Genomic DNA, 14244 nt, shown 5'->3' with positions numbered 1-14244 from the left:
AGCCAAACAATTTATGTTTGGCTTTTTTTATTTTTCTGGTAACACTAGTTGTTATTCAAACTCAGATGTAAAATGTAATTTTACACTTGGGTATTTTTGTTGTGTCATTTGTAAAGAGAATTGTGAATCTGCTAAGAACACTAATTTTCCAGACTTATCCTTGGCTAAAAACTTTTGTTTTACACGTTTAAACTCTTTAAACTCATCGTTGTTTTTATCACTAGGGTCTACCCAACAAGCTTTAAAAACAGGGAAATTTTCATATGTACATTTTGCTCCATATTCATGTTCTAGCCTATATTGTATAACCTCAAACTGTAAGGCTCCAACGGTTCCAATTATTTTACGCCCGTTCATTTCTAAAGTAAATAATTGAGCAACACCTTCATCCATTAATTGGTCTATACCTTTGTGCAAAGGTTTTGATTTCATAGGATCTGCATTGTTAATGTACCTAAAATGTTCCGGGCTAAAACTAGGAATCCCTTTGTAATGCAACTCTTCTCCTTCAGTTAAAGTATCACCTATTTTAAAATGCCCTGTATCGTGTAAACCAACAATATCTCCTGGGTAAGAGATGTCTACTATTTCTTTTTTCTCTGCAAAAAATGCATTAGGACTAGAGAATTTTAACTTTTTCTTATTTCTAACATGTAGATATGGTTTGTTGCGTTCAAAAGTACCAGACACAATTTTTATAAACGCTAGTCTATCTCTGTGTTTAGGATCCATATTGGCGTGTATTTTAAAAACAAATCCACTAAATTGTTTTTCATTTGCAATTACCTCTCTTTCTTCTGCTTTTTTAGGCCTTGGAGAGGGGGCAATTTCAATAAAACAATCTAATAGTTCTCGAACACCAAAATTATTTAAAGCAGAACCAAAGAAAACTGGCTGCTGTTCACTAGATAAATATTTCTCTTTGCTAAACTCAGGGTAAACTCCATTTACCAACTCCAGGTCATCCCTTAAAGTCTGCGCCGCTTTTTCTCCTATTACGTTTTCTAATTCTGAATTTTGAACATCATCAAAAGCAATAGTTTCTTCAATATTTTTTTTACTGTCGCCGCTAAAAAGGTTAATGTTTTTCTCGTAAATATTATAAATTCCTTTAAAGTCATAACCCATGCCAATTGGGAAACTTAATGGAGTAACAGATAGGCCTAGCTTTTGTTCTACTTCATCAAGTAAATCAAAAGCATCTTTACCTTCACGGTCTAATTTATTTATAAAAACAATAATTGGTATTTTACGCATTCTACATACTTCAACCAATTTTTCAGTTTGCTCCTCTACACCTTTAGCCACATCAATAACAACAATAACGCTATCTACAGCTGTTAAGGTTCTAAATGTATCTTCAGCAAAATCTTTGTGTCCTGGTGTATCTAAAATATTTATTTTCTTATCCTTGTATATAAAGGCAAGTACAGACGTAGCAACAGAAATACCTCTCTGTCTTTCAATTTCCATAAAATCACTGGTAGCAGATTTCTTTATTTTATTGTTTTTTACTGCTCCGGCTTCTTGTATTGCACCACCAAAAAGTAATAACTTTTCTGTTAATGTTGTTTTACCAGCATCAGGGTGAGATATGATTCCAAAAGTCCTTCTCTTTTGTATTTCTTTTTCAAAACTCATTTAAAAAAATTTGTTGCAAAAGTACGGTAAATAATAGAATGCTAATAACTCTGTTAACAAATATTAAGTAGCTAGATTACTAACTAGTTAGCTTTTTTTAATTTCGATGAAGTGCTTTTTTTTTAGATTATCCTTTTTTTATAAAATGACGTTAAGATTTTTTTTTGTTAAATTTTCAAACAAGAAAGTTAAAAAATTAACATTTAAACGATTAAATTTGCGCTTCAAAGAACGGATGCAACTTATGATATCAAATTTAATGCAGTATATAAAAATAACTTTAACTTAGCATCCAGTTTAAGCAAGAAGTCCCAAAATCTTTTTAAGTAAACTTAACAAAAAATGCCATGGTGATTAGTAACACTAACTATCATTTATGGAAAACTTTACTTTAATAATTAGCAGGTCCTTATCTAAAAAAAGGACACCTCTGTTTACTTTTTTACTTGTATTTATATTCTCTTCATTCACTGTTTACGCAGACTTTGGTCCTGGTGTAGACACAGACGGTGATGGCGTTTTTGATCACGTTGATATTGACGATGATAATGACGGTATTATTGATACAGTAGAAGGAAACGGTGATTTTGACAAGGACGGAATACCAAATAGTTTAGATATAGATTCTGACAATGACGGTATTTTAGACAATGTAGAAGCGCAGTTATCAGTGGGGTATATAGCTCCAAGTGGCATAGATTCTGACGGTAATGGTTTAGATGATGCATACGAGGAAACACCAGGAAGTTGTGGAGGTTTAACTCCAATAGATACTGATGGAGATACTAGAAAAGATTATTTGGATATAGATTCTGATAATGACGGAATTTTAGATAATGTAGAAGCTCAGCCTACAAACGAATTTACTGCACCTTGCGGTATGGATTCTGCTCCAAAAAATGGTTTAGATGATCATTATGAAGATTATTGTGGTACAGGTCAGGGAATTACACCTGTTGATACAGATGGTGATTCTCTTCCGGATTTTAGAGATATAGATTCTGATGATGACGGAATTATAGATAATATAGAAGCGCAAAACACAGACGATTATATTGCACCTAAAGGAAAGGATGCTAACTGTGATGGTTTAGATGATGCTTACCAAAGTTGTCCAGGTTTAGGTTTAACTCCAGTTGATACAGACGGAGATAAGAAACCAGATTTTAGAGATATAGATTCTGATAATGATGGTATTATAGATAATATTGAAGCTCAAGGAGGTAATGCTATTGTGCACCCTTGTACTTTTGATACAGATGGTAACGGTTTAGATGATGCTTATGAAACTACACCTGGCTCTGGAGAAGGTATTATACCAACAAATTCAGATTCAGATTCTAATCCAGACTTTAGAGATATAGATGCAGATAACGATGGTATTCCAGACAACGTAGAAGGACAAACAACAGACGGTTACATAGCACCAAGCGGAAACGATTCAGATATGGATGGTTTAGACGATGCTTATGAAGGATCAGGAGATGAAGGAATTACACCAAACAATCACGATGGTGAGGATACACCAGATTACATTGACTTAGATAGTGATAATGATTCAGTTCCAGATAATAATGAGGGTAACGACTTTAATTTTGATGGAGAACCAGACCAAACATTTACAGGTGTAGATACAGATGGTGATGGTTTAGATGATGGTTATGAAGGATCGGATGTAAACGATGGATTTGATGTTAATGATGAGATCAATGATCCAGCAAACGATTTACCAGATACAGACGGTACAGAAGATGTAAACTACAGAGATTTAGATGATGATGGTGATGGTATAAACACACCAGATGAAGATGCAGATGGCGATGGTGACCCAACTAATGATGACACAGACGGTGATGGTACACCAGATTATTTAGATCCTACGGATGACAGAAAAGATACAGATGGTGACGGAGTTCCAGATGCTGTAGATTTAGATGATGATAATGATGGTATTTTAGATACAGTAGAAGATCCAAACTTAGATAATGATAATGATCCATTAACAGATCCTCTAGATACAGATGGCGATGGTATACCAAACCATTTAGATATAGATGCAGATAACGATGGTATTCCAGACAACGTAGAAGGACAAACAACAGACGGTTACATAGCACCAAGCGGAAACGATTCAGATATGGATGGTTTAGATGATGCTTATGAAGGATCAGGAGACGAAGGAATTACACCAAACAATCACGATGGTGAGGATACACCAGATTACATTGACTTAGATAGTGATAATGATTCAGTTCCAGATAATAATGAGGGTAACGACTTTAACTTTGATGGAGAACCAGACCAAACATTTACAGGTGTAGATACAGATGGTGATGGTTTAGATGATGGTTATGAAGGATCAGATGTAAACGATGGATTTGATGTTAATGATGAGATTAATGATCCAGCAAACGATTTACCAGATACAGACGGTACAGAAGATGTAAACTACAGAGATTTAGATGATGATGGTGATGGTATAAACACACCAGATGAAGATGCAGATGGCGATGGTGACCCAACTAATGATGATACAGACGGTGATGGTACACCAGACTATTTAGATCCTACAGATGACAGAAAAGATACAGATGGTGACGGAGTTCCAGATGCTGTAGATTTAGATGATGATAATGATGGTATTTTAGATACAGTAGAAGATCCAAACTTAGATAATGATAATGATCCATTAACAGATCCTCTAGATACAGACGGAGATGGTATACCAAACCATTTAGATATAGATGCAGATAACGATGGTATTCCAGACAACGTAGAAGGACAAACAACAGACGGTTACATAGCACCAAGCGGAAACGATTCAGATATGGATGGTTTAGATGATGCTTATGAAGGATCAGGAGATGAAGGAATTACACCAAACAATCACGATGGTGAGGATACACCAGATTACATTGACTTAGATAGTGATAATGATTCAGTTCCAGATAATAATGAGGGTAACGACTTTAATTTTGATGGAGAACCAGACCAAACATTTACAGGTGTAGATACAGATGGTGATGGTTTAGATGATGGTTATGAAGGATCAGATGTAAACGATGGATTTGATGTTAATGATGAGATTAATGATCCAGCAAACGATTTACCAGATACAGACGGTACAGAAGATGTAAACTACAGAGATTTAGATGATGATGGTGATGGTATAAACACACCAGATGAAGATGCAGATGGCAATGGTGACCCAACTAATGATGACACAGACGGTGATGGTACACCAGATTATTTAGATCCTACGGATGACAGAAAAGATACAGATGGTGACGGAGTTCCAGATGCTGTAGATTTAGATGATGATAATGATGGTATTTTAGATACAGTAGAAGATCCAAACTTAGATAATGATAATGATCCATTAACAGATCCTCTAGATACAGATGGCGATGGTATACCAAACCATTTAGATATAGATGCAGATAACGATGGTATTCCAGACAACGTAGAAGGACAAACAACAGACGGTTACATAGCACCAAGCGGAAACGATTCAGATATGGATGGTTTAGATGATGCTTATGAAGGATCAGGAGATGAAGGAATTACACCAAACAATCACGATGGTGAGGATACACCAGATTACATTGACTTAGATAGTGATAATGATTCAGTTCCAGATAATAATGAGGGTAACGATTTTAATTTTGATGGAGAACCAGACCAAACATTTACAGGTGTAGATACAGATGGTGATGGTTTAGATGATGGTTATGAAGGATCAGATGTAAATGATGGATTTGATGTTAATGATGAGATTAATGATCCAGCAAACGATTTACCAGATACAGACGGTACAGAAGATGTAAACTACAGAGATTTAGATGATGATGGTGATGGTATAAACACACCAGATGAAGATGCAGATGGCGATGGTGACCCAACTAATGATGATACAGACGGTGATGGTACACCAGACTATTTAGATCCTACAGATAATACACCTGGTACAGATACAGACGGCGATGGAGTTCCAGACACTGTAGATTTAGATGATGATAATGATGGTATTTTAGATACAGTAGAAGATGAAAATATTGATGGAGATAATGACCCGTTAACTAATCCTGCGGACACAGACGGAGACGGTATACCAAACCATTTAGATATAGACGCTGATGATGACGGTATTCCTGATAATGTAGAAGCGCAAACAACAGCTGGCTATATTGCTCCTAATAATGATGATGCTGCGACTTACTTAGCTAATGATGGTGTAAATAGTGCATACTTGGGTGGTTTAACACCAAACAATCACGATGGTGAGGATACACCAGACTATATTGACTTAGATAGTGATAATGATTCAGTTCCAGATAATAATGAAGGTAACGACTTTGATTTTGACGGAGTTCCAGATCAGCAATATACTACTATAGATACAGATGGTGATGGCTTAGATGATGGTTATGAAGGATCAGATGTAAACGATGGTTTTGATGTTAATGATGAGATCAATGATCCAGCAAACGATTTACCAGATACAGACGGTACAGAAGATGTAAACTACAGAGATTTAGATGATGACGGTGATGGTATAAACACACCAGATGAAGATGCAGATGGCGATGGTGACCCAACTAATGATGATACAGACGGTGATGGTACACCAGATTATTTAGATAATATGGATGATAGCACGCCAGATGAAGATGCGGTAGTAGTTATGCAAATGGTTACACCAAACAGTGATGGTAAAAATGATTTCTTATGGATAGATAATGTAGACCTTGTTCCTAACAACTCATTAAAAATTTATAACAGATGGGGTATAGCAATTTTTGAAGCCAATGGATACAACAACATCAATAATGTTTTTGATGGTAAATCTAAAGGAAGATCTACAGTAAGAGCCGGTGAAGTTTTACCTTCTGGAGTATATTATTACATTTTCAACTACGAACAAAACGGAAAAGATAATACCGATAGTGGTTATCTATACGTAAGTAAATAACAATATTTAATATCATAAAATGATAAAAAGAAGCATTCTAGCAACAATTATATTAGTAATCCTTGTTTTAGATAGTGTTAGTGCACAACAAGATGCGCAATACACACAATATATGTTTAATACTTTAGCTGTAAACCCGGCATATGCAGGCTCTAGAGGGCAATTAAGTATAGCTGCATTATATAGGTCTCAATGGGTGGGTCTAGATGGTGCACCAAAAACTCAGACTATAAATTTACACTCTCCAATAAGGAACAGTAATTTAGGATATGGCGTGTCTATAGTTAATGACCAAATTGGAGATGGTGTTGTACAGGAAACATATATAGATGGTACAGTATCATACACATTAAAACTTGCCCAAGACAGAAAGCTGTCTTTTGGAGTTAAAGTAGGTGGTAACTTATTAAACTTAGATTTTGAAAAACTAAGAAAAATAGATGACGAAGTAGTAGAAACAGATAATATAGATAATAAATTTTCTCCAAATTTTGGGTTGGGTTTTTACTATCATACAAACAAGTTTTACTTAGGGGTATCTGCTCCTAATTTAGTAGAAACAGATCATTTTGATAATAGCAATAGAGACTCAGACGGTGTTCAGTTTTTATCTAAGGATAAGGTAAATTTATATGCTATAACAGGTTATGTTTTTGACCTAAATAATACATTAAAATTTAAACCAGCAGTACTAACTAAAGTAGTTAGTGGTGCACCACTTCAGGTAGATTTATCAGCAAACTTTATGTTTAACGAGAAATTTACATTTGGAGCAGCTTACAGATGGGATGCAGCTGTAAGTGCAATGGCTGGTTTTCAATTGTCAGACCAACTTATGCTTGGTTTAGCATATGATAAAGAGACAACAGAACTGGGAGGTACACAATTTAATGATGGCTCTTTTGAAGTATTTATGAGGTTTGAATTGGTTAGAGCTTTTGAAAAGCTAGTTTCACCTAGATTCTTCTAAAATTTAAAATTAAAAAAATGGTTAAGAAAATTATAGTTTTACTTGCTATACTGTTTTTTGCTGTTGGTAACATTAGTGCCCAAGAGAAATTAATAGAAAAGGCAAATAATAAATACAAAAGTTACGCTTTTAGTCCTGCAATAGATATTTACACTAAAGTTATAGAAAAGGGGTTTGTATCTGCAGAATTATTAGGCAAATTAGCTAACTCATATTATTTTAATGCAGATTATAAAAACGCATCCGTAATATATAAAAGATTAGTAACAGAGTTTGAGGCAGATGTTACAGCAGAACAATATTTTAAGTATGCACAAACGCTAAGAACCTTAGGTGAGTATGATGAATCTAATGCTATTTTAGAGAAGTTTTATGATGTTGCATCTTCTGGAGATAAAGCCTTATTTTCTAAAGATACAGTTGCTTCATCAGAAAAAATTAAAGCCAATACAGACAAATTCAAAATTTCAAAATTTAAGTACAATAGTGCGCATAATGAGTTTGCCCCAACTTTCTTTAAAGAAGGCTTACTTTTCTCATCAGATAGAGATACAGGAAATTTTGCAAAATATAGGCATACTTGGAACTCAAGAGACTTTTTAGATTTATACAAAGTAAACGTAGATAGTGTGTCTTTAGATAAGGTTGCAAAGTTAGATAAAAATGTAAACACAAGATATCATGAATCTACTTCTGCAATTACAAAAGACGGTACTACAATGTACTTTACCAGAAACAATTATAAAGATGGTAAAAGAGTAAAAGATAGTGATGGTGTAGTAAGATTAAAAATATTTAGGGCAGATTATGTAGATGGAATGTGGACAAATATTACAGAATTACCTTTTAATAGTGATAGTTATTCTGTAGCTCACCCTGCATTAAGTAGTGATGAAAAAACATTGTACTTTGCATCTAATATGCCAGGGACTCTTGGTCAGTCTGATATTTTCAGTGTTAGTATTAATGATGACAATACATTTGGAACACCTGTAAACCTTGGTAATAAAATAAATACAGAAGAAAGAGAAACGTTCCCTTATGTATCTAATGAAGATATTTTGTATTTTTCTTCAGATGGTCATTTAGGCCTTGGAGGCTTAGATATTTTTGCTACCAAAATAGCCAATAATAACTTTGCAGGTTCTATTGTAAATGTTGGCGAGCCAGTAAATAGTAATATGGACGACTTTACGTTTATTTTTGATAGTGAAAATAGAAATGGATATTTTGCTTCTAACAGAAAAGGCGGTATAGGAGAAGATGATATTTATGCTCTTGTAGAAAATGAACCGTTAGTGTTAGATTGTGTACAGGAAATTACAGGAACAGTTAGAGATAAAATTTCTAACGAAATTTTGGTTGGAGCAGCAATAAAAGTTATAGATGAAAATAACGAAGAAATATCATCAACAATAATGAGCTCTAAAGGTGTATACAATATTACATTAGATTGTAATCAAGGTAACTTTGTTAGAGCAGTTGTAGAAGGGTATGTGCCATCAGAAAAATATTTAAACAAATCTAATGGAGAGCCACAGGTTATTGATTTTTATTTAGAGAGAGATAAGGTAACTGCTGGGGCAGGAGACGATTTAGCAAAACTATTACAATTAAGTACTATTTATTTTGATTTAAATAAGTTTGATATTAGACCAGACGCAGAGATTGAAATACAAAAAGTAATAGTTGCAATGGAAAAATTTCCTAGTTTAAAAATTAAAGTGAACTCACATACAGACAGTAGAGGAAAAGATTCTTACAACTTATGGTTGTCTCAAAAAAGAGCAGAAGCCACAGTAAATTATATGATATCTAAAGGTATTGATGCAAGTCGTTTGCAAGGAGAAGGTTTTGGAGAAACTAAACTTGTAAATAAATGTGAAAATGGTGTGCCTTGTACAGTAAAAGAACATCAATTAAATAGAAGATCAGAATTCATTATTATAGAATAGATTAACTGCTAGTTAATTCCGAAGAAAGCCTTAACCTAAAAGTTAAGGCTTTTTTTTATTTCTTCTCACTTCATCTTTGTAGAGGTATACATTACATTAACTATTGTTCACAACAAATATTATACACGCTACTCTAAAGGTTATAATTTAGCAGATTGATAAGATGGGTGTGTTTACTTATAACACATTCCCCAAATTAAACCCAATTCTTATTATGAAGTTGATTAATGTATATTTAGTGTTTTTTTTCTTGCTTTTTACTAGCTTGGTATTAGGTCAAGATACTTTTAGAGATAATTTTTCATCTATTTCTTACAGTAGAAACGATGGAAACCAAAACTTTTCTTCAAATTGGATAGAATCTGGTGATAACAATAGTGCTTGGAATGGAGATATTAGGGTAACGGGTGGTAGATTACGACTAAGAAACTTAGATAATGCTTTTATTTATAGGTTTGTTCCTTTAGCAGGTTATGATTCTGTTACGCTTACTTTAGATTATGACGCTCGCAATAGAGGAGGAGAATCATTAGGAGTATATATTTATAATAGTAATACAGGTGCTTGGAATCTTGTAAATAACATAAATACAAATAACCAAGGATCTATTTCATATACTTTGTCTGCTGCAGAAGTTGCATCTAACCCCGCAATTATTTTTAGGTCTACTAGTGGTAATAACTGGGCTAATAATGACCAGATATTTATAGATAATGTTTTGTTTACTGCAGTGTCTAGTCCTGTATTAGAGATAAACGATGTTACGGTTAATGAAGCTGATGGTACTGCTACTTTTACAGTAAGACAAACTGTTACAAGTGTATCAGGTTCATACAGTGTTAATTATTCTACTTTTAATGGTAGTGCAACTGCAGGAGCAGATTATACAGCTAGAACAGGAACCTTAAATTTTAATGGTAATATTAACGATTCTGAGACCATAACAATACCAATTTTAGAAGATACAACTATAGAAGGAGCTGAAGATTTTACAATTAGGATTACAAGTTCCTCTAACAATAGTATAGATATATCAGACATAGGCACAGGTACAATAATAGATAATGATGCCTTGGTGATGACAGATGGAGTTACGGTAAATAGTTGTAACGACACTTTTTTTGATCCAGGTGGTCCATCAAATTATAGTAATAATGAAGATGCCACGTACACAATTTGTCCAGATACAGCAGATACATACGTAAATGTAGATTTTACAGCTTTTGAAGTTGTAACTGGAGATATTTTATACATATATGATGGTAATTCAACAAGTGCACCATTAATTGGTGAATATGATAGTGCTAACATTCCTAGTTCAATAAATTCATCTGCGGTATCTGGTTGTTTAACGTTTAGATTTACATCTAATGGTAATTCAACAGGAGCAGGTTGGGAAGCACAGGTTAATTGTTACCCAGAAGGACCAGTAATAGAAATTGAAGATGTAACTATAGACGAGGATGCAGGTGTTGCAATTTTTACAGTAACATCTACAAGAGCTGCACACGGTAGAAATGTATTTTTATTTGGTTTTGTTGAAGCACCTTTTACGGTAGATTATACAACAGTAGATGATACAGCTTTGGCAGGTAGTGATTATACAGCTGTAAGTGGTACTTTAACCTTTACAGGAGAGCTAGGTAATGTACAAACTATATCTGTACCCATAACTAATGATGGTACACCAGAATTTGCTGAAAATTTTAAAATTGAGTTTACAAATGCTACAGCAGAATACGCTACTGTTAATTATGCAGATACAGGCACGGGTACAATTAATTCACAAATTTTAGCAAATGATCCATTAACTTTATTTCAGGAGTTTGATGGGTATTATGATTATTCTACAACTGGTGGTACTTTAAGAACAGGTGCAAACGGAGCTTCACCTTGTACAATTACTACATCATCTTCTAATACATTAATATCACCTATACCTAATACAGGAACGGTAGAAAGAGCATATTTATATTGGGCTCACTCAAGTACAGTTAGAGATCCAGATGTTATTTTTGAAGGACAAAATGTATCAGCAAATTTCCTATATCAAACATCTTTAACTAATAGAAACTTTTTTGGTTATGTAAGTGATGTAACTGACATTGTTAAAAGTGTAGCAAATCCAAGTACAAATGTTTTTGATTTTAGTGGACTAACTATTAATAATACGGGAGATTACTGTAATTCTAGTACCGTTTTAGGTGGTTGGGCATTAATGGTCTTTTATGAAGATCCAAATTTACCAGCAGTAAATATAAACTTATACCAAGGTTTTGATGGTTTAAGTAATGAAGGAACATCTTTTACATTAGATTCTTTTTATGCTATTTCTGGAACAGGAGCAAAAGCATCATTCTTATCTTGGGAAGGAGATCCAGATTTAAATGGTTTTAGTGAGGGGTCAACAAACCCTGAGGAACTATCTATTACAAACCAAGCAGGTCAAAATTTTGTGTTAGCAAACGATGGTGGTCAGCCTGGTAATAACGCATACAATTCAACAATTTATGATAATACAGTAAATCCAACATACAACATATCAAATTCATATGGAGTAGATTTAGATACGTACGATATTTCTTCATTTATTTCTCCAGCAGATAGCCAAGTAACAGCTAATGTAGATGTGGGTCAAGATTTTGTAATATCAGCAGCTGTTGTTATAAAAGTGCCATCTAACTTAATTGCAGGTACTGTTTTTGAAGATGTAAATTACCCAGGAGGAGTTGGGCGTAACCAGGCAACAGCTAATGGTGTTGGTTTGCAAGGAGCAGTAGTAGAACTTTTTGATTCTTCAGGAAACTTTATTCAGAGAAAAACAACAGATGCATCTGGTTATTACTCCTTTGGTGGTATGGCAGATGGTGATTACCTTATTAGAACAGTTAGTTCTACCGTAAAATCTACTAGAGGAGGAGGTTTTAGCTGTTCAGATTGTTACCCTGTACAAACATATAGATCTTTTGGAACAGCAGGAGCTATACAAGAGGAGCCTAATGAAGTAGGAGGTAAAGATCCAACAGCAACTCAAGATGTTTCTTTAGGTGTTATTAATAATGCTCAAAGTGTATCTAATGTATCTGTTTCGGGTAATGGAGTTGTAGGTATTGATTTTGGTTTTAATTTTAATACAATTGTAAATACAAATGAAGACGGACAAGGGTCTTTAAATCAATTTATAAAAAATTCTAATAGCTTAGGAGAAGCAACTGTGGATATTGAAGCAAATAGTCTTTTTGATCCAGGAGCAGGAGAGGACACATCTATTTTTATGATACCTCCAACATCAGATGCATTAGGAAGAACTGCAGATCAAAATTACACTGGTGGTATTTTTGATATTTTAATATCTAATGGTAATCCTTTAGAGGTAATAACAGGAGAAAACACCATTATAGACGGGCGTACACAAACAGCATATTCTGGAAATTCTAATTTTGGAGCAGAGGGCGCAGGTGGTACATCTGTTGGTGTTTCCGCTATTGCTTTACCAGGATATGATAGACCAGAAATACAAATTCATAAAAATAATGGTGATGTTCTTAATACTTCTGGTAATGGTACTGTAATACGTAACGTATCTGTATATGCTAATAACAATGCAGGTGTTATTATTAGTGGAGGCCAAGGTACAGTTTCTCATTCACTTTTGGGTGTTAATGCTGTTGGTGCTAATGCAGGTAATATTGATTATGGTGTAGAAGTTACAGGAGGAGATGCTACAATAGATTCAAATTTTATAACAACAAACTCCAATGCAGGTATACAAATTAGGGGAGGTTCTTCTGTACTTGTTCAAAATAATCATTTAACAGAAAATGGAACAGGGGCTTGCTTTGATAATATATTTATTGATGGGGGAAATAATATAACAATTACGCAAAATTTAATAGAAAAAGCCGGAGCACTAGGTATTGAAGTTGAAGATGTAGACGATGTTGTTGTTTTAGAAAATACAATTAAAACCTCTGGACAGAATGGAGGGAATTGTAGTGGTGTAATTGAAAATGCAGGTATAAAAATTGATGGCAATAATGCCGCAATTACTAACAATATAATAACATCTAATGGTGGTGCAGGTATAGTAATAGCAGGAGGTAATACTAGTGGAAATTTAATATCTAGGAATTCAATATTTGCTAACGGAACTACAAGCCATGCTTTAGGTATAGACTTAGATGCAGGTAATGCTGTTGGTGATGGCGTAACTATTAATGATAACGGAGATGCAGATAGTGGGCCTAACGGTTTAGCTAACTTTGCAGTAATATCTAATGCATTTGTATCTGGATCTAACATTATAGTAGAGGGTTGGTCTAGACCAGGCGCTACCATAGAGTTGTTTTTAACAGATATTAATGAAGGAACTGCAAATACAGGAGACAATAGTTTAGGTATGGTTACAGATTATGGAGAAGGACAAGTGTTTATCGGTTCTATGGTAGAAGGTAGTTCGTCAGATCAATTTCCTAATACTTCTTCTTATTCAGATGATGATGGAAATAATGATACTACAAATAAATTTAGGTTTGTAATTCCAAAACCAGCATCTGTAACTGTTGGAAATTTTGTAACTACTACAGCAACAATTTCAAATTCTACTTCAGAGTTTTCTCCCTTTGTAGTGTTAAAAGTTTTTAATGCTATTACAAATAGAAATATTACGTACAGAATAAAAGGAAATTAAAATTGATAAAAGTTAA

5 protein-coding genes are annotated in these 14244 nt (G+C 34.0%); 4 read left to right on the top strand and 1 reads right to left on the bottom strand.

Annotated elements, in window-relative coordinates; genetic code table 11:
• Positions 1-51: 51 nt before the first annotated feature.
• Entirely contained in the window at positions 52-1641 is a 1590-nt protein-coding gene (locus tag CELLY_RS02615) for a peptide chain release factor 3 (RefSeq protein ID WP_013620104.1), read from the bottom strand.
• Between the two features lie 376 nt (positions 1642-2017).
• On the opposite strand from CELLY_RS02615, the gene CELLY_RS17210 reads away from it, so the two are divergent.
• The 4 genes from CELLY_RS17210 (at position 2018) to CELLY_RS02595 (ending at position 14228) form a co-directional block, all read left to right on the top strand.
• The gene (locus CELLY_RS17210; RefSeq protein WP_013620103.1) at positions 2018-6613 is read left to right on the top strand and encodes a T9SS type B sorting domain-containing protein; all 4596 of its coding nucleotides are present in this window, start codon (positions 2018-2020) and stop codon (positions 6611-6613) included.
• Between the two features lie 19 nt (positions 6614-6632).
• Positions 6633-7583 (top strand): PorP/SprF family type IX secretion system membrane protein, encoded by a 951-nt coding sequence (locus CELLY_RS02605; protein WP_013620102.1) that lies wholly within the window; start codon positions 6633-6635, stop codon positions 7581-7583.
• 17 nt (positions 7584-7600) lie between these two features.
• Positions 7601-9538, top strand: a complete 1938-nt coding sequence (locus CELLY_RS02600) for an OmpA family protein (RefSeq protein WP_013620101.1) — start codon at positions 7601-7603, stop codon at positions 9536-9538.
• Positions 9539-9752: 214 nt separating this feature from the next.
• On the top strand, positions 9753-14228 hold the full coding sequence (locus CELLY_RS02595) for a Calx-beta domain-containing protein (protein ID WP_038507225.1): 4476 nt from the start codon (positions 9753-9755) through the stop codon (positions 14226-14228).
• Positions 14229-14244: the final 16 nt, after the last annotated feature.

This window comes from Cellulophaga lytica DSM 7489, from assembly GCF_000190595.1.
Lineage (GTDB): Bacteria > Bacteroidota > Bacteroidia > Flavobacteriales > Flavobacteriaceae > Cellulophaga > Cellulophaga lytica.
Note: the sequence above shows the minus strand (reverse complement) of the source record. Positions and strands in the feature narration are given on the sequence as shown.